This is a genomic window from Rhodobacter capsulatus (genome assembly GCF_052363175.1).
Taxonomy (GTDB): domain Bacteria; phylum Pseudomonadota; class Alphaproteobacteria; order Rhodobacterales; family Rhodobacteraceae; genus Rhodobacter; species Rhodobacter capsulatus_D.
Map to the genome: position 1 here is coordinate 1,773,433 of NZ_CP198946.1, position 20,347 is coordinate 1,793,779.

The following is a 20,347-nucleotide window of genomic DNA, read 5'->3' on the forward strand; positions in this document are numbered from 1 at the left end:
CTTGTCCGCAAGGCCAAGGTGCGACGCGGCGTGCGGAAACAGGATTAATGGCAAAGAAGATGCTTATCGATGCCACCCACGCGGAAGAGACCCGCGTGGTGGTGGTGGACGGCAACAAGGTCGACGAGTTTGACTTTGAAACAGTAAACAAACGGCAGCTCGCCGGGAATATCTATCTGGCGAAAGTGACACGGGTGGAGCCTTCGCTTCAGGCTGCCTTTGTCGATTACGGCGGAAACCGCCACGGCTTCCTCGCCTTCGCCGAGATCCACCCGGATTACTACCAGATCCCGGTCGCCGACCGTCAGGCGCTTCTGGAAGAAGAACGCCTCGCCGCCGAGGCTGAAGAGGCTGAGGAAAACCGCTCGCGCTCGCGCCGGTCGCGCTCGCGTTCCGGCTCTTCCCGCTCGGGCGGTCAGCAAGCCCGCGCCGAAAAGGCCGCAGGCACCGACGCCGTCGTGCGCTCGGAAGACATTCCGGGCATGGCGGTGATCGACGAAGCCGCGCCGGGTGAAGAGGCCGAGACGCTCGAAGGTTCGGTCGTTGAGGTCGAGGCCGTCGAGATTGTCGAAGCGGTGATCGAAGAGACCGTCGCCGTCGAAGAGATCGAGGACGCGGCGGACGCCGAGATCGAAGCGGTCGAGGAGGGCGAAGAGGCCCCGCGCGAGGCCGAAGAAGATCACGACCACGAGCATGACCACGATCACCACGTCCACCCGGTCGATGACGAGATCGAGTCGGTGGCCGAAGAGGACGTGGCCGAGGAAATCCACGCCCCCCGCCGTCCGCGCGCGCGTCGCTACAAGATCCAGGAAGTCATCAAAGTCCGCCAGATCATGCTGGTGCAGGTGGTCAAGGAAGAACGCGGCAACAAGGGCGCGGCACTGACCACTTATCTCTCGCTCGCCGGGCGCTACTGCGTCTTGATGCCGAACACCGCCCGCGGCGGTGGCATCTCGCGCAAGATCACCAATGCCGCCGACCGCAAGAAGCTGAAGGAAATCGCGTCCGAGATGGAGGTGCCGCAGGGCGCCGGGCTGATCATCCGCACTGCGGGCAGCCAGCGCACCCGCACCGAGATCCGTCGCGATTATGAATATCTGATGCGGTTGTGGGAACAGATCCGCGAGCTGACGCTGAAATCGATCGCGCCTGCGCCCATCTACGAGGAAGGCGACCTGATCAAGCGCTCGATCCGCGATCTTTACTCCAAGGACATCGACGAGGTTCTGGTCGAGGGCGAGCGCGGCTATCGCGTCGCCAAGGACTTCATGAAGATGATCATGCCGTCCCACGCCAAGAACGTGAAGCATTACAACGAGCAGCTGCCGCTCTTTGCGCGCTTCCAGGTCGAGAGCTATCTCGCCTCGATGTTCAACCCGGTGGTGCAGCTGAAATCGGGCGGTTACATCGTCATCGGCGTGACCGAGGCGCTGGTCGCCATCGACGTCAACTCGGGCCGCGCCACCAAGGAAGGCTCGATCGAGGAAACCGCGCTCAAGACCAACCTTGAAGCCGCCGAGGAAATCAGCCGTCAGCTGCGCCTGCGCGACCTGGCCGGTCTGATCGTCATCGACTTCATCGACATGGAAGAGCGCAAGAACAACGCCGCCGTCGAGAAGCGTCTGAAAGAAAAGCTGAAAACCGACCGTGCGCGGATTCAGGTGGGGCGGATCTCGGGCTTTGGCCTGATGGAGATGTCGCGTCAGCGGCTGCGTCCGGGGATGCTGGAATCGACCACGCAGCCCTGCCCGCATTGCCATGGCACCGGGCTGATCCGTTCGGATGACAGCCTTGCGCTGCAAGTGCTGCGCGCGATCGAAGAAGAGGGCACGCGCAAGCGGAGCCGCGAGGTGCTGGTCAAGTGCCCCGTCGCCGTCGCCAACTACCTGATGAACGCCAAGCGCGAACATATCGCCTCGATCGAGGCGCGGTACGGCATGGCGGTGCGGATCGAGGCCGATCCGACGCTGGTCAGCCCCGATTACAGCATCGAGAAGTTCAAGACCGCGACCCGGATCGTGCCCGAGGCGCATAGCGCCGTCGTGCATGCCAGCGCCGAGCTGATGGCCGAGATCGACGAGGAAGAGATCGTCGAGGAAGACGAGGACGAGGTCGAAGAGGCCGAAGCCCCGGCGACCGCGGCTGCCTCGGGTGAGCCGGGCGAAGGCTCGCCGAAGAAGAAAAAGCGTCGTCGTCGGCGGCGGAAGAAATCGGGGGCTCCGGGCACTGGCGCCGAGGCTTCGGCCGAGGGCGACGAGTCCGATGATGGCGAAGACGACGGCGAGGACGAGGGCGACGACACCTCGGACGAGGATGCCGCCGAAGACGCCGCCCGCGCCGCTGCGGCTGCGGAACTGGCCGATGTGAGCCTGCCTGTGGCTGATGCGGAAGCTGACGCGCCGGTCGCTGAAGAGCCCGCCGCGGAAGCCGCGCCGGAAGAAGCTGCCCCGAAGACGAGCCGCTCGCGGTCGTCGCGGTCGCGGTCGAGCAAGGCGAAGAAGGAGGCCGAGGCCACCGAGGGCGCCGAGCCTGCGGAAGCGCCGGTGAAGAAGACCCGCACCCGCACGACCTCGAAGGCGAAGAAGGAAGCTGAAGCGGCGGCAGCCGCGGCGGCTGCGGCCGAAGCGGAGGCGCCTGTTGCCGAGGCTGTCGAGGCTCCGGCCCCGGTCGAGGCGGTGATCGAAGCCGCCCCGGTTGTCGAAGCGGCCCCCGAGCCGGTGGCGGAACCGATGCCCGAGCCGGTCATGGAAGTTGCGCCCGAGCCCGTGGTCGAAACGGCCCCGGAGGTCGCGGCTGAGCTTGAGGCCGAAACCGCGCCGACGGAGCCCGAAGATCCGAAGCCGAAGAAACGCGGCTGGTGGTCGCTGGGCTGAGCCGAGCGAAGAGACAAACGAAACGCCGGGCCTTGGCCCGGCGTTTTGCTTTATCGGATCAGGTGTCGGGATCGGGACGGTCCGGGCCGCGGGCGACGCGATAGACCAGCACGCCCGCCACATCCTCGGCCGAGACGAGCCGATGGCCACTTTGGGAACAGAAATGCGGCACGTCGATCCAGCTTGCGCGGTCGGTCGCCTGCATCTCGACCACCGCGCCTTCGGGCAGGGCGCGCAGGGCTTTTGCCAGCCGCAGCACCGGCAGCGGGCACAGAAGACCGCGCAGATCGAGCGAAAGGGCAGGGGGCGTCGTCATGCCCTCGGCCTAGCGCGGCCCCGCCTGCCTGTCCACGTCAATGTGACCCGTTCCCCGGTGACGACGGGCCGCAGCCCTGCTAGAGAAGGCCCATGACGCCGACGGATCTTCTTTTCGATGCGGGCTTCCTGACCGCAGCCGCAACCGCCTTCGTGGCGGGTTTGCTGTCGTTCCTCAGCCCCTGCGTGCTGCCGATCGTGCCGCCCTATCTTGCCTATATGGGCGGGGTGACGGTGAGCGAAATGGGCGGCGGGCACTCCGCCGCGCGCGGCCGGGTGCTCTTGGCGGCGCTGTTCTTCGTGCTTGGCCTCTCCACCGTCTTTCTGATGATGGGGCTCGGCGCCTCGGCGCTGGGGCATGCGCTTGGCGCCTGGAAGGACACGCTGGCGAAAATCTCTGCCATCGTCGTGATGATCTTTGGGGCGCATTTCATCGGCGTCTATCGAATCGGCTTTCTCGACCGCGAGATGCGTTTTGAGACCGGCGATCAGGGCGGCTCGGCCTTTGGCGCCTATCTGCTTGGCCTTGCCTTCGCCTTTGGCTGGACCCCCTGTCTTGGCCCGGTGCTGGGCACGATCGCCTCGATGGCGATGGCCGAGGGCACGATCGGCCGCGGCATGGGGCTGCTTGCGGCCTATGCCGCGGGGCTTGGTCTGCCCTTCCTTGCCGTAGCGGCCTTCTTCCCGAGCCTTGGCGGCGCGCTGGCCTTCATGCGCCGCAACATGGGCCGGATCGAGAAGATCTCGGGCCTGCTTTTGTGGACCATCGGCCTGATGATGCTGACAGGACAGCTGTCGGATCTGTCGTTCTGGCTTCTCGACACCTTCCCGTCGCTGGCAGAGCTCGGCTGATCCCGGCGGGTTCCCGCAACAGTTTCATGGTATACAGGAACTTGCTTTGACCCGCTGCGCGCCCCGCGCTATAGCGGCGGCAACGGGCCACATGGCCTTAGGGGGTGCTCCTTGATCCGCTTCTTCCTGTCTACGCTCGGGGGTATCTTCTCCTGGATCGTCACGGCGCTGGCCTTCGTGGCCCTGACGATCGGCGGCATCTTCTACATGTATTCGCGCAACCTGCCGAGCCACGAGCAGCTGGCGCAATATACGCCGAAGACGATCAGCCGGATTTATTCGGGCGAGGGCCGCCTGATCGACGAATTCGCGCAGGAGCGCCGGATTTTCGTTCCGATTCAGGACATTCCCGATATCGTCAAGGAAGCTTTCGTTTCCGCAGAGGATCAGAATTTCTACATCCACAAGGGCTATGACGCGCAGGGCATGCTGTCGGCCGCCTTCGCCGCGATCAAGTCCGGTGGCAAGGACATGCGCGGGGCCTCGACGATCACCCAGCAGGTGATGAAGAACTTCCTGCTCGACGGCTCGCGCTCGGCCGAGCGCAAGATCAAGGAACTGATCCTCGCCTCGCGCGTCGAACAGGCGCTGTCGAAGGATCGCATCCTTGAACTTTACCTCAACGAGATATTCCTCGGGCAGAACTCCTATGGCGTGGCGGCTGCGGCCCAGACCTATTTCAACAAGCCGCTGACCGAGCTGACGATTTCCGAAGCCGCCTATCTGGCGGCGCTGCCGAAGAAGCCGGCGGAACTGCATCCGGTGCGCAACTACGAAGAGGCGCGGCTGCGGCGCAACTACGTGCTGCGGCGCCTCTATGAAGACGGTCACATCACGAAAGAGCAGATGGAGACCGAACAGGCGACCGAGTTGCGCTCGGTGCAGCGGGGCGATTACGAGACCTTCCGGCAGGCGCTGCCGCCGCGCGACTATTTCACCGACGAGATCCGACGCCAGCTGTCGAAAAGCTTCGGGCAGGATGAATTCTTCGGCGGGGGTCTGACGATCCGCGCCACGGTCGATCCGAAGCTGCAACGGCAGGCGGCGAAGGCGCTGCAGGATGCGCTGGAGAAATACGACCGCGGGCAGGGCGTCTGGCGCGGCACCGGGGTCAAGATCGCGGCCGACAAGCTCGACGACGAAGCCAGCTGGCGTGCGGCGCTGGCAGAGGTGCCGACCGACAAGGCTCCGCGTGATGTCGAGGGCTGGCATGCGGCGGTGGTGCTGGCGTTGACCGACAAGGAGGCCCGCATCGGCATCGAGGGGGTCGAGGAAACGGCCGAGGGTCACTTTATCCCCGCTGCCGACGTGACCTGGGCGCGCAAGCGCCGGGCGGGCGGCGATCTGGGACCGCGGGCGAAACGCGCCTCGGATCTGGTCGAGGTCGGCGATGTGGTGCTGGTGCGCGCGGTGACCAAGGACGAGGACGGCAGCTTCCAGCGCTGGTCGCTGCGGCAGGTGCCGATCGTCGGCGGTGCCTTTGTCGCGATGGACGTGCACACCGGCCGCGTGCTCGCGATGCAGGGCGGCTTCTCCTATCAATCCTCGGTCTTCAACCGCGCGACGCAGGCGATGCGCCAGCCCGGTTCCAACTTCAAACCCTTCGTCTATGCGGCGGCGCTGGACAGCGGCTTCTCGCCCGAGACGATCGTGGTCGACGCCCCGATCGAGGTGAATACGCCGCAGGGCCTGTGGAAACCGAAGAACGCCTCGAACAAGTATTACGGCCCGACGCCCTTGCGCACCGGGCTTGAGCAGTCGCGGAACCTGATGACGGTGCGGATCGCGCAGGAAGTCGGCATGGATGTCGTCGCGGGCTATGCCGAGCGGTTTGGCGTCTACGATCCGATGGGGCAGTTCCTCGCGAACGCGCTCGGCTCGCAGGAAACCACGATGTACAAGCTGATTTCGGCCTATGCGATGTTCGCCAATGGCGGGCAGCGGGTCGAACCGACGCTGGTCGACCGGGTGCAGGACCGCTGGGGGCGGACGATCTATCGCCATGATGCGACGACGACCTGCCCGGATTGCGGCGATCCGAACCTGGCCGCCGGGCTTGGGCCGCGGGTACGCTCGGACCGCGAGCAGGTGATCAATGCGATCACCGCCTATCAGATGATTTCGTTGATGGAAGGTGCGGTGAAACGCGGGACCGGGACCGGAGTCAACCTGCCGGTTCCCGTGGCGGGCAAGACCGGGACGACGAACGATGCGAAGGACGTGTGGTTCACCGGCTTCACCTCGAACATCGTTGCGTCTTGCTACATGGGCTATGACCAGCCGCGCACGCTGGGCCCGGGGGCTTACGGTGGCACGCTCTGCGTGCCGGTGTTCAACGAATTCATGCAGGAAGCCGTCAAGGACTATGGGGGCTCGGCCTTCAAGGTGCCGCCGGGCGGCTACTGGCAGAATTACAACCGCTTCACCGGCGAGAAGCTGCCCGAAGATGCGAGCGGTGATTTTGTGCAGGCGGAATATCTGCGCGAGGGGCAGGAGATGCGCTCGCTCGGCCAGATCGTCGATGGCGGCTTTGCCATGGGCGAGAACCTGCCACTGTTTGCGCAGGGCGAGACCGACAACGACACGACGGCGGTGACGACCGCGACCGGCGCGCAGAAGGTGATCCCGAAGAAGGCGACTTTCGGGTCGCTCTCGGCTGGCGGTCTTTACTGAAGGGGTTCGCCGCGGCTGTGCCGCGACGACTCTGGCGAGGGCTTCGCCCCCGCACCCCCAGCGTATTTGCACCAGGAAAAAGCCCGGCCCCTTTTGGGTTGCGACGTCTGGGGCGCGGCTTTTGTCGTGCGCCAATTCCGGGGGGCGGGGCGAAATCTTGCGGCGCAGGCTCAGAACGCGGGCAGCACCCCGATCGACACGAAGCCGCGCAGCACCGCATCGACCGCGACGGCGGCCAGAACCATGCCCATCACCCGGCTGATCACCGCTTCGCCCGTTGTCCCAAGGATGCGGTGCAGCGGCGCGGCCGCGAGCAGGATGACAAGGGTGCAAGCCAGCACAGCGCCCATCAGCGTTGTCGTCATCGCCTGATGCGCGAAGGAAAAGCGGTCATTGTCGGTCAGGATCACCACCGTCAGCATCGCCCCCGGCGAGGCGATCGAGGGGATTGCGACCGGAAAGACTGCCGTGCGGCGCACGCGCTCGGCTTCGGCGATTTCCTCGGCAGGTTTCGAATGACCGAAGATCATCGTCAGCGCGAAGAGGAAGAGCACGATCCCGCCCGCGATCTGGAACGAGGGCAGGGCCAGCCCAAGCGCCTCCAGCACCACCTGACCAAGCCCGATGAAGAGCGCGAGCACCCCGAAGGAGATCAGCACCGCCCGCAGCGCTACCGCGCGTTTCTGGGCGGCGGTAAGCCCGGTGGTGACGGCCAGAAACACCGGCAAAGTGCCGATCGGGTCGATGACCACCCAAAGCGTGACGAATTCCTGCAAGATCTGTGCGGGCGAAAGCACGGGCACTCCTTTCCATTGAGGGTAGATGTCCGCAGCATACTGCAAATGCGCGGCAGCACTACCTTTCCGCCGGTCACAGCCACGTCAGAGCGCGAAAAAGGGGCCCGAAGGCCCCAGGTTTCGCGACGATGCGAAGGGAGTTCAGTAACCTTAGATTGCGCGATGCGCCAGATCACCGGCATCCTCGGAGGCAATCCCGAGATCGCTGCGCAGCCGCGGGCTCAGGCGGGAGAGGACGCGTTTCATGGTCAGTCACGGCAGGATGTGGTCATTTTTGTTGACCGAAAGATGCGCTTCCTGAGCGCTTTTCTCAACTGCCGATCCGGCAATGCCGCGATGCCGCACATGCAATGGTTGCAGATGCCGCATCTCCTCCATGCAAAAGGGGCAGCCCTGCGGCTGCCCCTTTGGTTTTCCGGGATCTCTCGATCAGATCAGCTTGCCCATCGCCACGGCGGTGTCGGACATGCGGTTCGAGAAGCCCCATTCATTGTCGTACCAGGTCAGGATGCGGACCATCTTGCCGTCCATGACCTTGGTCTGATCCATGTGGAAGATCGACGAATGCGGGTCGTGGTTGAAGTCCGACGAGACGTTCGGCTGATCGGTGAAGCCAAGGATACCCTTGAGCGGGCCATTGGCGGCAGCGCGGATCGCCTCGTTCACTTCGGCAACGGTGGTGTCGCGCTTGGCTTCGAACACGAGGTCGACCACCGAGACGTTCGGCGTCGGCACGCGGATCGCGACGCCATCCAGCTTGCCCTTCAGTTCCGGCAGCACGAGGCCGACGGCCTTGGCGGCGCCGGTCGAGGTCGGGATCATCGACAGGGCAGCGGCGCGGGCGCGATACAGGTCCTTGTGCATCGTGTCGAGCGTCGGCTGGTCGCCGGTGTAGCTGTGGATCGTGGTCATGAAGCCTTTTTCGATGCCGATCGCATCGTTGAGGACTTTCGCCACCGGGCTGAGGCAGTTCGTGGTGCAGGACGCGTTCGAGACGATGATGTCGTCTTTCGTCAGCGAGCCGTGGTTCACACCGTAGACGATGGTCTTGTCGGCATTGTCGCCCGGGGCCGAGATCAGAACGCGCTTCGAGCCGTTCTGCAGGTGGGCGGCGCATTTTTCCTTCGAGGTGAAGATGCCGGTGCATTCCATCGCGACATCGACATCCCCCCAAGGGAGTTCCGCCGGGTTGCGGATCGCGGTCACCTTGATCGGGCCGCGACCGACGTCGATCCAGTCTTCGCCGGTCGTCACCGTGGCCGGGAAACGGCCGTGGACGCTGTCGAACCGCAGCAGGTGGGCGTTGGTTTCCACCGGGCCGAGATCGTTGATCGCCACGACTTCAATATCGGTCCGCCCCGATTCGATGATCGCGCGCAGCACGTTGCGCCCGATGCGTCCGAATCCGTTGATCGCCACCTTCACCGCCATCTCAGCCTCCTTTGGCTCGGTCCTCAAGTCGCCGCTACCTTGGTCAAGATGCAGGAAAGGTCAACAGAAGAAACCAATTCTGACACAATTTCGACCGGGGCGGGGGCCCCGGCAAGGCTGTTCGCGCTCGCGCAAGCGCTAACGCCAGAAAGCGATCCAGTCGATCAGCAAAAAGGTCTCGCGGGCGAGGAACAGGAAGCCCTCGCCATGCCGGAACACCGCATCGAACAGGATGGCAAGCGTGACAAGCAGCCCCAGCCGGATCGCGATGGTATTGGTCATGCTTTGCCCTCAGCCGTGGGCGGCCGGTCATGCCCCGCCGTGGCGGCCAGAATAGACGAGGCCACGGTCGGGGTGAAGCCCGACCGGTGCCAGAGGCTGGGTCACTCGGTCTCTTCGGCGACGAGGAAGATCTCGCCGCGCGATTCGAGGTCGCGGATCGCGGTGACGATTTCGTTCATCGCCTCCTCGACGTCCTTTTCCTTGACCTTGCCGAGGTTCTTCATCTCGTCGCGCAGGTTCTGCGCCATCCGTTGCGACATGTTCGCGAGGATGAATTCGGCCGATTTCGCATTGTCGCCCTTGGACCCGGCAAGGGCGAGGATGAGCCGGGCCTGATCGACGGCGCGCAGGATCTTCGGAATGTCGCGCGGTTCGATGCGCGCATGGATGTTGGTGAAGGTGAAGATCGCCTTGCGCACCTGTTCGGCGAATTCCTTGTCGTCTTCCTCGAGGCCCTTGAGAACAGAGTCGCGGGTGACGGCGGGCGAGAAGTTGAGGATCGCGCCGACGCGTTCCACCGGGCCGGTGTCGAAGGCCTTGACCGGGGCGGCATCGAGCTGATCGGCCAAGGCCGCGCCGATGCGCTGCACGGTTTCGGGCGCGACATTGCCGGTCAGCGACACGGCATAGGTCAGCCGCCGGGCGCGGTCCGAGGGCATCTTGCCCAGAAGCTCCGCCGATTTCGAAACCGAGAGTTTCGAGAGCATCACCGCCCCCACCTCGATGCTTTCTTCCATCAGAACCGGCAGCAGCAGATCGGCCGAAAGGCCGGTGACCCGTTCCCACGGATCGGCGCGCGAGGTGCCCGAGGCCATGCGTCGGATCCGTGTCGCGGCCGAGGCCGAGAGCTGCCCGTCGAGTAGTTTCAGCGCACCATCCAGCCCACCCGGGAAGGCAAGGCCGACCGCTTCCAGTTCGGCGCAGAATTCCTCCACCACCTCATGGAGGGTTTCCCGGTCGATCAGCCGCATCTGCGCGATCGATTCGGCGAGCTGGGTCTGCTGATCGTCGGACAGCTCCATCAAGGGCAGCTTTTGCCCTTCGGAGGACAGAAGCCGCACGATGATGGCCGCCTTTTGCCGACGGGAGAGCACCGGTCGGGATTGCCCCGGTCGGGCCAGTTGCCCAAGCGGCGATCTGGGGGTGATGGCGTTCACGCAACTCTCCGTCCGTATCTTTTCGGAGACTGTCGCATGCAGCGGTTAAACCGCGGTTATCAGGACCCGGGCAGGTGCAAAAAACCTGCCCGGGTCAATATCTTCAATCCGTCGCTTAAGCGCCGAAAACGCATCTTTTCCGTTTTGCGCTTCGTCGCTTAAGCGCCGAAAACGCATCTTTTCCGTTTTGCGCTTCGTCGCTTACGCGCCGAAGACGCGGGCAAAAATCGTGTCGACGTGCTTCGTATGATAGCCCAGATCGAATTTTTCCTCGATCTCGGCGGGGGACAGCGCGGCGGTCACTTCCGGGTCGGCCAGAAGCTCGGTCTTGAAATCGGCGCCCTGTTCCCAGACCTTCATCGCGTTGCGTTGCACCAGACGATAGCTGTCTTCGCGCGACACGCCCGCCTGCGTCAGCGCCAAAAGCACCCGCTGGCTCATCACCAGGCCTTTGAACTTGTTCATGTTCTTGAGCATGTTCTCGGGGTAGATCACCAGATTCTCGATCACGCCCGCCAGACGGTTCAGCGCGAAATCAAGCGTGATCGTCGCATCCGGGCCGATGCCGCGCTCGACCGAGCTGTGCGAGATGTCGCGCTCATGCCAAAGCGCCACGTTCTCCATCGCCGGGACGACGCACATCCGCACGAGGCGGGCGAGACCGGTCAGGTTCTCGGTCAGCACCGGGTTGCGCTTGTGCGGCATCGCCGAGGAGCCTTTCTGGCCCTTCGAGAAAAACTCTTCCGCTTCAAGCACTTCGGTGCGCTGCATGTGGCGGATTTCAATGGCGCAATTCTCGATCGACGAGGCGATGACGCCAAGCGTCGCAAAGAACATCGCATGACGATCGCGCGGAATGACCTGCGTCGAGATCGGTTCCGGGATCAGGCCCAGTTGCGCGCAGACATGTTCCTCGACCCGCGGATCGATGTTGGCGAAGGTGCCGACGGCCCCCGAAATCGCGCCAGTGGCGACTTCGGCGCGCGCATTCACCAGACGGGCGCGGTTGCGGTCCATCTCGGCGTAGAAGCGCGCGAAGGTCAGGCCCATCGTGGTGGGCTCGGCGTGGATACCGTGGCTGCGCCCGATCCGCACCGTGTCCTTGTGCTCATAGGCGCGCTTTTTCAGCGCCGCCAGAACGCGGTCCATGTCCTTCAGCAGAATGTCGCAAGCCCGCACCAGCTGGATGTTCAGCGTGGTATCAAGCACGTCCGACGAGGTCATGCCCTGATGGACAAAGCGCGCATCGTCCGAGCCGATATGCTCGGCCAGATGCGTCAGGAAGGCGATCACGTCATGCTTCGTCACCGCTTCGATCTCGTCGATGCGGGCGACGTCGAATTCGACGTCCTTCGCGCGCCAGACCGCTTCGGCATTGGCCTTCGGGATCACGCCAAGCGCGGCCTGAGCGTCGCAGGCATGGGCCTCGATCTCGTACCAGATCTTGAACTTGGTGGCGGGTTCCCAGATGTCGACCATCTCTTTGCGGGCATAGCGCGGGATCATGGGCAGGCCTCTTGCTTGTGACGGGGTTGCGGGGTGCATAGACTGAGACCCTGTTTGGGGCAAGGCAAAGGGCGGGTCAGGATGCCGCAATTGAACGATTTCACCGGTATCTGGGCGCTTTCGCGGTCCATCACGCAGGCAGACGGGCCTGAGGGCCGCTTCACCGGGCAGGCGGTCTTCACCGCTGAGGGCGCCGGGCTGCGCTATCACGAGGCGGGGCAACTGGTGCTGGACGGCGAGACGGCGATGCAGGCCGAGCGCGATTACCTGTGGTTGGCGGAGGGCGATCAGATCGTCGTGCGGTTTGACGACGGCCGCGACTTTCACCGCTTCACCCCCGCCGCGCCCGCCGCCACGCATTGGTGCGACCCGGATGATTACCGCGTCACCTATGACTTTTCGCACTGGCCCGACTGGTCCTCGGAATGGCGGGTCACCGGGCCGCGCAAGGATTACGTAATGATCTCGCATTACACTCGCGCCTGAGGGGCAACCCTCCTTTGCCGCCCGGCGAAGTCCCCCCGGAGTCCTCCGGCCCGAAGCTGACGGGGTTTGCGTCTTCTCCGGCTTCGGGATCAAAACCTCCGGGGGGAGGTGGCGGGCCGGTTTTTGCCAACCGCGCCGAAAATGCCTGCGCTCAAGATGAAATCCCGCGTTGCAAAGCTTGTAACCGTCTTGAAAACCTGCAAATCAGGGACAGGATAGCCGGGGGACGGAATGCGAGGGAGGCGCCATGACGAAGCGTGAGGCCGCGGGGCCAGGCCCGGGGCGGCTGCGTCATCTGGGGCCGCTGATCATCGGCTTTTCGCTCCTCGGACTGGGGATTTTCGCGCTTTATCACCTCCTGAAACCCGTCGATTTCGCCGATGTCATCGCGCAGATGCGGGCCACCCCGAAAGAGACATTGGCGATCGCCCTTGGCGCCACCGCGCTCGGCTATGGCGCGCTGATCGGCTATGACTTCTGGGCGCTGCAATATCTGGAAAAGAAACTGCCGCTGCGGGTCGTCGCTTTGGGCGGGTTCCTTGGCTATGCCTTTGGCAATACGATCGGAATTTCGGTCCTGTCGGGTGGCGCCGTGCGCTACCGGATCTATTCCGCCTTCGGGCTGAACGCTTTCGAGGTCGCGGCGCTCGCCTCCTATATCGCGCTGGCGATGGGCACGGGGTTGTCGCTCGTCGGCGTTTTCGCGCTGGCGCTGCACCCTTCGGCGCTGACCGGCCTCTTGCCGCTGTCGGAAACCACCGTCCGCGCGCTGGCGCTGACCGGGGGCCTTGGCACGCTCGGTCTGCTTTACGCGCTTGGCATCTCGGGGCGCGTCCTGCGCGTCGGCCGGTTCGAGATCGCGATGCCGCGCCCGCGCATCCTGACCGGGCAGATGGTGATCGCGCTTTTCGACAGCTCGATGGCGGCGCTGACGCTGTATGTCCTGCTGCCCCCCGGGGCGCCCGATTTCGTGACCTTCCTTGCGATCTATGCCACCGCCACGATGATCGGTGTGATCACCCACGTTCCGGGCGGCGTCGGCGTCTTTGAAACCGTCGTCATCGCCGCCATGCCAAAGGGCACCGCCGTGGGCGAGGTCGCCGCGGCGCTTTTGATGTTCCGCATGACCTATTACCTGCTGCCCTTCGGCCTTGCCTTCGTGATCGTGTCGCTGAACGAAGCGCGGCTCGCAGGCGGTTGGGCGCGCAGGCTTTTTGGCGATATCTCGGAACCGATGCGGCCCGCCTTCAAAGCGATCGCCGGGATGGTGCCGTGGCTTTCCGGCGCCTGGGCTTTCGGCTTTGGCGCTTACCTGATGGCGGTCTCGATCCTGCCCACGGTCCGCCCCCTGCATGATCCCGATGATCTGGTCGGGCTGATCCTGCTTGAGGGCGGCTCGCTTGTTTCCGCCGTGATGGGGGTCATTCTGGTGATCCTGTCGCATGGTCTGATCCGCCGCGTGTCCGGGGCGTTCTGGTTCACGCTGCTCACGCTCGGCGGTGGCATCGTCGCGGTCATGCTGCGCAGCTTCGACACCGAAAGCGCGGCGCTGCTGGCGCTCGGGGCGCTGGCGCTCTGGCCGTTCCGGCGCGAATTCTACCGGCAAGCCAAGATCACCGAAGGCGTGCTTGGCCCGGCCTGGATCGGCCTTGTCACTATTGTCATCGCGGCGGTGGGGCTCTTTTTCGTCTTCATCCATGCCGCGACGCCCTATTCGCACATGTTCTGGTTCGACTTCGCCCAAGATGCCAGCGCGCCGCGCTCGCTGCGGGCGGGGGTGACCGGCTCGGCCGTGCTGGTGATCTTCACCATCTTCCTCGCGCTCAAACCCTCGTCGAAACAGCGCCCGCAGACGATGGCGCAGGCGCTGCGGCTGGCGTCCGACGTCGTCGCGAGCCAGTCCGATCCGCAGGCCTGTCTGGCGCTCTCGGGCGACAAGGAATTCCGCTTTGCCGACAGCGGCACCGCCTTCCTGATGTTTTCGCGCCGCCGCAAGTCCTGGGTCTGCATGGGTGATCCGGTGGGCGACATGCGCTATTTCGACGATCTCGGCTGGGGATTTGTCGAGGCGGCGCAACAGGCCTCGTGCCGTCCGGTGTTCTACGAACTCTCCGAACGTCACGTCCCCTTCATGATCGAAATGGGCCTTGCCGCGCACAAGATGGGCGAAGAGGCGGTGGTGAACCTGACCAAGGCCTCGCTGTCCGGCACCCGTCTGGCCAGTCTGCGCACCGCTTACGAACAGGCCCGGCGCGAGGGGCTGAGCTTCGAAGTGCTCTCGCCCCCGCATGCGCCCGAGCTGATCGCGGCGCTGAAGCCGATCTCGGAAAGCTTCCTCAAGCATCGGATCGGACATGAAAAACGTTTCTCGGTCGGGCGGTTCGATGCGGCCTATCTGAACCGGTTCCCGCTTGCGGTGATGCGGCGCGGGGCCGAGCCGGTGGCCTTTGCCGCGATGCTTGCGCCGGGGGCGGGCAAGCGCGTCGCCATCGACGTGATGCGCTACCGCCCCGAGGATGCGCCCGCGTTGATTGGCTTTATGTTCTTCGCGCTGATCGATCACTACAAGACCGCGGGCGCGGCGGAGCTGAGCCTTGGCCTCGCGCCGCTCTCGGGCCTTGGCACCCGGCGCACGGCGCGGCTTTGGGATCGCTTCGGGCCGCTGATGTTCCGCCACGGCGGCGCCTTCCGCAGCTTTGACGATCTGCGCGCCTACAAGGCGCAATTCGGCCCGGAATGGCGGCCGCGCTATATCGCCCTGCCGGTCGGCGTCTCGCCGATGGCGGCGATGGCCGATGTGGCGGGGCTCATCGCGGCCGGTCGGGGCGGGCTGTTGCGGCGCAAGTCCGGCTGATCAGTCGTCGTACCCCTGCATCAGCCGGAACCTCAGCCAAGCATTGTCCGAGGCGATCATGCCCGGTATCAACAGCGCATCAAGCGCCCACCAGAGCGCAACGAAGGCCAGCGGCAGATAGCCGATCAGCACGATGGAAAGCGCCGAGCCGATGCCGAAGAGAAACAGCATCAGCAAGCCCGAGACCCAGCGCCCCAGATAGAAGCGGTGCACGCCGAAAAAGCCGAGGAAGAACCACAGCAGATAGGCGACAAGGGCCGAGCGACCCTCATTTGCCACGCGTTGTTCGATGTAAAGCGACCGGGTGTCGTTCATGTTAACCTCCGTAACATGAACGACATATGGGGGCAGGGGGGGCCGCAATCAAGGGCCCGGCCAGATCGCGGGGCTCAGCGCGCGTAGACGGCGGTCCAGAAAGTGGTCTTGCCATCCGCGGCGGTAGCGGTGCCGATGCCGAAATCCTTCAGATAGGGGATGGTGATGTTCGCCCGGTGCTTGGGCGAGGCATTCCATTGCGCCAGCGTCCCGTTCAGCTCGAACCGGCCTGCGGCGATGTTTTCAGCAATCGTTTGCGGGCGGTAGCCCATCTGGCGAGCCCGCGCCATCGGCCCGGTGGTGCTGGCGCCCTTGTGGGTCATCGTGCCTCGGTTGGCCATGTCGCAGGCATGGGCGGCGGCCACGCGGTCCAGCGTGGCATTCGCGCGCAAGGGCGGCAGGCCCGATTGCGCCCGCGCGGCATTCGTCGCGGCCAAGCCCGCGGCCGCCATTGCGGCGCTGGTCGCGGGGCAGCTGGCCCGGCCCGAGGCGGCGACGGCAATGTCGCCATGCCCATCGGTCCAGACCACCCGACCGGGCAGACGCGGCCCCGGGCTGGAGATCACCTCCTGCGGCGGCGTGGTTGAGGTGGCACCGCAGGCGGCAAGGCACAGCAGGGCAACAAGCGCTGCGGGGCGGATGAGCATCATGACCTCCGGTCTGGACTGGCACGAAGGTAAAGCAACCCCTCGCGTGAACAAAATGGGATTTAGCAGCAAGACGATGCTAATGCGATACAAGTCTTTCAAGGCAGCGGTATGCGTGGGGGAAACGGCCTGAGGCCCCCTTCAGAGCCGCTCGACCACCCCGAACCAGCCCTTGCCGCGCCAGGTTTCAAAGCCCTCGGTACGGTGAAAACCCATCAGCCCGGGGCCGCGGGTGCACCAGCCGTTGGCTTGCTCGCCGGGCAACTCGATCTGGGTGATGCGCTCGGCCCCCGGGCCGCGCGCGGCCAGAACCCGGCCCCGCGCATCGACCAGATAGCCGCGCATCTCGCCATCCTCAGTGCAAAAGCGCAGGCTTTTCAGCACCGCTTCGGCCTGCGGCGCCCAGTCGAACTGCGTCACCAGAAGGCCGATCGCCTGACCGTTCCGCGCCCCGCCCATCCGCACCGGCGTGGCCCAGGCCATTGTCGCCTTGCCGCCCAGATGGGTTGACGTCTCCACATCGCCCGCCACGAAACCGTCGCCGTCCCGCACCGCCATCGCGGCGGAAAACCAATTCGCACCAGAGACTTGCGCCCCTGTCACCGGAAAACGGCCCGGCCGTCCGTTCGCCAGAACGCGGCCGTCGAGCCCGACCAGCCAGATGTCCGAATAGACCGTATAGGCATCCAGGATCACGCCGAGCCGTTGCCCCGCGCGGCGCAGCGCGTCGCGCTCCTGACTTTGCGCGGCCGCGACCAGATCGGCATCGGTCGCCCACCAGCGCACGTCGCAAGAGCGTTCATAAAGGTTGCGGTCGATCAGATCGATGGCGTTGAAGGCGCAGTCGACAAGCCGCGTGCCCGTCGCCGCGATCGACAGCTGCGAGACCATCTGTTCCAGCCCCGAAAGCCGCGCCTTCAGCGTCTCGCCCAGCTCGCTGGCGATATTGCCGATCTGCCCCGAGACCTTGCGCACCTCCTCGGCCACCAGCGCGAAGCCCGCGCCTTGCTGGCCCACGCGCGCCGCCTCGATCCGGGCGTTCAGGCCCAGAACGTTCATCTGCTTGGTGATCTGCGCGATCCGCTCCACCGTGACGCCGGTGATTTCGGAAGCATCCCGCGTTTCCGATGCGATCGAGGCAAGGGTTGGGGCAGTGGTCATGGTTCCTCGAAGATGTTGTGGTCCGCTGCAGTTAGGCGTCGCATCCTTAATCCCGGGTGAATCCTTTCCGGCCGCTGAACGGCCCTGCCAAAATGCCGCAGAAACGAAAACAGGCGACCCGAAGGCCGCCTGCTTGGGCATCTTGCCCGCAAAACGCGCGGTCTGAAAATCAGGCCTTCGCCAGATTGCGCAGCACGTAATGCAGCACGCCGCCGTTTTTCAGATATTCGATCTCGACCTCGGTATCGATCCGGCTCTTGATCATGATCTTGGTCAGCGTGCCATCCTTGCGCAGGATCGTGCAGGGCACGAGCGAGAGCGGCTTGATGTCGCCTTCCAGGCCTTCGATCGTCACCACCTCGTCGCCGGTCAGGCCGAGCGACTTGCGGTTCTGACCTTCGGTGAACTCGAAGGGAATGACGCCCATGCCGATCAGGTTCGAGCGGTGGATGCGCTCGAAGCTTTCCGCGACCACGGCCTTGACGCCCAGAAGGTTCGTGCCCTTGGCCGCCCAGTCGCGGCTCGAGCCCGCGCCGTATTCGATGCCGCCGAAGATCACCAGCGGGATATTCGAGGCCTGATAGGCCATCGAGGCGTCGTAGATCGAGGTCTGCACCCCGTCCGGACCCTTGGTGTAGCCGCCTTCGACGCCGTCGAGCATCTCGTTCTTGATGCGGATGTTGGCGAAGGTGCCGCGCATCATCACTTCATGGTTGCCGCGGCGCGAGCCGTAGCTGTTGAAGTCCTTCGCTTCGACGCCGCGCTCGGTCAGGTATTTGCCCGCCGGGGTCGAGGGTTTGAACGAGCCCGCCGGGCTGATGTGGTCGGTGGTGATCATGTCGCCCAGCACCGCCAGCACATGCGCGCCGACGACGTTCGAGATCACGCCCGGTTCCTTGGCCATGCCGCGGAAATAGGGCGGGTTCTGGATGTAGGTCGACTGCGCTGGCCAATCATAGGTCTCGCCGGTGGTGGTCTTCACGCCCTGCCAGTTCGCATCGCCTTTGAACACATCGGCGTATTTCGCGATGAAGGCTTCGCGCGTCACGCATTTCTCGACCAGTTCCGCGATTTCCGCATCGGTGGGCCAGATGTCCTTCAGGAACACCGGCTTGCCCTCGGGCGTGGTCGCGATGGCTTCGTTCGTCAGGTCGATGTTCATGTCGCCTGCGATCGCATAGGCGACGACGAGCGGCGGCGAGGCAAGGAAGTTCGCGCGCACATCGGGCGAGATCCGGCCTTCGAAGTTGCGGTTGCCCGAGAGGACGGCCGCGGCCACAAGGTCGTTCTCGTTGATCGCCTTCGAGATTTCCGGCGTGCCGAGCGGACCCGAGTTGCCGATGCAGGTGGTGCAGCCAAAGCCGACGATGTTGAAGCCCATGGCGTCAAGATCGTCCTGCAGGTTCGCGGCTTTCAGATATTCTTCAACCACTTGAGACCCGGGTGCGAGCGAGGTCTTGACCCACGGTTTCGCCTTCAGCCCCAGCGCGCGGGCCTTGCGGGCCACCAGCCCCGCGCCGATCAGCACATAGGGGTTCGAGGTGTTGGTGCAGGAGGTGATCGAGGCGATCACCACCGAGCCGTCGCCGACCTGATAGTCCTTGCCATCGACCGAGACGGTCTTGACCGACGTATCGGCCGCGCCCTTGGCGGTGCGATAGTCCGCGACGACCTTCGCGAAGGACGATTTCGCATCGGTCAGCGGCAGGTAATCCTGCGGCCGTTTCGGGCCCGAGATCGCCGGAACGATGGTCGACATGTCGAGTTCGAGCGTCGAGGAATAGATCGGCGCGTAATCGGCGCCGCGCCAGAAGCCGTTTTCCTTGGCATAGGCTTCGACGAGCGCGATGCGCTCTTCGGTGCGGCCGGTCTGGCGCAGGTAGCGCAGGGTTTCATCGTCGATCGGGAAGAAGCCGCAGGTGGCGCCGTATTCCGGGGCCATGTTGGCGATGGTCGAGCGCTGCGCCAGCGGCAGCTTGTCGAGGCCTTCGCCCCAGAATTCGACGAATTTGCCGACGACGCCGTGTTTGCGCAGCATCTGCACGACCTTGAGCACAAGGTCGGTGCCGGTGCAGCCTTCACGCAGCGCGCCGGTCAGCTTGAAGCCGACGACTTCCGGGATCAGCATCGAGACGGGCTGGCCGAGCATCGCGGCCTCGGCCTCGATCCCGCCCACGCCCCAGCCCAGCACGGCCATGCCGTTCACCATCGTGGTGTGGCTGTCGGTGCCGACGAGCGTATCCGGGTAAGCCACCAGATCGCCGTTCTGATCCTTGTCGGTCCAGACGGTCTGGGCGAGGTATTCGACGTTCACCTGATGGCAGATGCCGGTGCCGGGCGGCACGACGCGGAAGTTCTCGAACGCGCCTTGGCCCCATTTCAGGAACTGGTAGCGCTCCATGTTGCGCTCGTATTCCAGCTCGACGTTGCGCTGGAAGGCGCGGGGGGTGCCGAATTCGTCGATCATCACCGAGTGGTCGATGACCAGATCGACCGGAACCAGCGGGTTGATCTTTTTCGCGTCGCCGCCAAGCGCCTTGATGCCGTCGCGCATCGCGGCAAGGTCAACGACCGCCGGAACGCCGGTGAAATCCTGCATCAGCACGCGGGCCGGGCGGTAAGCGATTTCGCGCGGGTTCTTGCCGCCGAGTTTCGCCCAGTCGCCGAAGGCCTTGATATCCTCGACCGAGACCGAGAAGCCGCCGTCTTCAAAGCGCAGCAGGTTTTCCAGCACCACCTTCAGCGAGGCGGGCAGGCGCGAGAAATCGCCCAGACCCGCAGCTTCGGCGGCCGGGATCGAGTAATAGGCGTAGCTCTGCGCACCGACCTGAAGCTGGCGGCGGGTTTTGGCGGTATCCTTGCCGGTGACGACGGTCATCTGGGTGGGCCTCCCGTGGCTGAAAGAATGCGTTATCGCGTGTTTGCCCGATGCGGCGGAGTCGTTCAAGGGGGGGATCACAAAAATTGTATACCATTGCACACCGATTTGCCGTCG

The 20,347-nt window shown here is 64.6% G+C and carries 15 protein-coding genes; 5 read left to right on the forward strand and 10 right to left on the reverse strand.

Annotation, left to right across the window (positions count from 1 at the left end; genetic code table 11):
• Positions 1-47 precede the first annotated feature (47 nt).
• Positions 48-2,876 carry an Rne/Rng family ribonuclease gene (locus ACTTAI_RS09715; protein ID WP_444455518.1) on the forward strand — a complete coding sequence of 943 codons (2,829 nt, stop codon included), beginning with the start codon at positions 48-50 and terminating at the stop codon, positions 2,874-2,876.
• A gap of 58 nt (positions 2,877-2,934) precedes the next feature.
• Here ACTTAI_RS09715 and ACTTAI_RS09720 read toward each other — a convergent pair whose 3' ends face one another.
• A complete protein-coding gene (locus ACTTAI_RS09720) occupies positions 2,935-3,192 on the reverse strand; it encodes a sulfurtransferase TusA family protein (RefSeq protein ID WP_444455519.1) in 258 nt (85 codons plus the stop codon).
• A 92-nt stretch (positions 3,193-3,284) separates the two neighbouring features.
• On the opposite strand from ACTTAI_RS09720, the gene ACTTAI_RS09725 reads away from it, so the two are divergent.
• Both ACTTAI_RS09725 and ACTTAI_RS09730 read left to right on the forward strand, forming a co-directional pair.
• On the forward strand, positions 3,285-4,043 hold the full coding sequence (locus tag ACTTAI_RS09725) for a cytochrome c biogenesis CcdA family protein (protein ID WP_444455520.1): 759 nt from the start codon (positions 3,285-3,287) through the stop codon (positions 4,041-4,043).
• Positions 4,044-4,154: 111 nt separating this feature from the next.
• Positions 4,155-6,716, forward strand: a complete 2,562-nt coding sequence (locus tag ACTTAI_RS09730) for a penicillin-binding protein 1A (RefSeq protein ID WP_444455521.1) — start codon at positions 4,155-4,157, stop codon at positions 6,714-6,716.
• 170 nt (positions 6,717-6,886) lie between these two features.
• Here the strand turns inward: ACTTAI_RS09730 and ACTTAI_RS09735 are convergent, their stop codons facing one another.
• The 5 genes from ACTTAI_RS09735 to purB form a co-directional block, all read right to left on the reverse strand.
• Positions 6,887-7,513 (reverse strand): MarC family protein, encoded by a 627-nt coding sequence (locus ACTTAI_RS09735; protein WP_444455522.1) that lies wholly within the window; start codon positions 7,511-7,513, stop codon positions 6,887-6,889.
• A 429-nt stretch (positions 7,514-7,942) separates the two neighbouring features.
• Entirely contained in the window at positions 7,943-8,944 is a 1,002-nt protein-coding gene (gap, locus tag ACTTAI_RS09740) for a type I glyceraldehyde-3-phosphate dehydrogenase (RefSeq protein WP_444455523.1), read from the reverse strand.
• A gap of 138 nt (positions 8,945-9,082) precedes the next feature.
• Entirely contained in the window at positions 9,083-9,226 is a 144-nt protein-coding gene (locus tag ACTTAI_RS09745; RefSeq protein ID WP_444455524.1) for a glyceraldehyde-3-phosphate dehydrogenase, read from the reverse strand.
• Positions 9,227-9,327: 101 nt separating this feature from the next.
• Entirely contained in the window at positions 9,328-10,374 is a 1,047-nt protein-coding gene (locus tag ACTTAI_RS09750) for a flagellar motor switch protein FliG (protein ID WP_444455731.1), read from the reverse strand.
• Positions 10,375-10,584: 210 nt separating this feature from the next.
• Positions 10,585-11,889 (reverse strand): adenylosuccinate lyase, encoded by a 1,305-nt coding sequence (gene purB, locus ACTTAI_RS09755; RefSeq protein WP_444455525.1) that lies wholly within the window; start codon positions 11,887-11,889, stop codon positions 10,585-10,587.
• Between the two features lie 81 nt (positions 11,890-11,970).
• On the opposite strand from purB, the gene ACTTAI_RS09760 reads away from it, so the two are divergent.
• Positions 11,971-12,375, forward strand: coding sequence for a DUF6314 family protein (locus ACTTAI_RS09760; RefSeq protein WP_444455526.1), 405 nt, complete (start codon positions 11,971-11,973; stop codon positions 12,373-12,375).
• A gap of 247 nt (positions 12,376-12,622) precedes the next feature.
• Complete coding sequence (mprF, locus tag ACTTAI_RS09765) at positions 12,623-15,229, forward strand: bifunctional lysylphosphatidylglycerol flippase/synthetase MprF (RefSeq protein ID WP_444455527.1); 2,607 nt, start codon at positions 12,623-12,625, stop codon at positions 15,227-15,229.
• On the opposite strand, the gene ACTTAI_RS09770 is transcribed toward mprF, so the two are convergent.
• The 4 genes from ACTTAI_RS09770 to acnA all read right to left on the reverse strand — a co-directional run bounded on the left by ACTTAI_RS09770 (position 15,230) and on the right by acnA (position 20,230).
• Positions 15,230-15,544, reverse strand: a complete 315-nt coding sequence (locus ACTTAI_RS09770; protein WP_444455528.1) for a TM2 domain-containing protein — start codon at positions 15,542-15,544, stop codon at positions 15,230-15,232. It abuts the gene before it with no gap.
• Between the two features lie 74 nt (positions 15,545-15,618).
• Positions 15,619-16,194, reverse strand: coding sequence for a CAP domain-containing protein (locus tag ACTTAI_RS09775; protein WP_444455529.1), 576 nt, complete (start codon positions 16,192-16,194; stop codon positions 15,619-15,621).
• A 138-nt stretch (positions 16,195-16,332) separates the two neighbouring features.
• Positions 16,333-17,352, reverse strand: coding sequence for a methyl-accepting chemotaxis protein (locus tag ACTTAI_RS09780; RefSeq protein WP_444455530.1), 1,020 nt, complete (start codon positions 17,350-17,352; stop codon positions 16,333-16,335).
• Positions 17,353-17,521: 169 nt separating this feature from the next.
• Complete coding sequence (gene acnA / locus ACTTAI_RS09785) at positions 17,522-20,230, reverse strand: aconitate hydratase AcnA (protein ID WP_444455531.1); 2,709 nt, start codon at positions 20,228-20,230, stop codon at positions 17,522-17,524.
• Positions 20,231-20,347 lie beyond the last annotated feature (117 nt).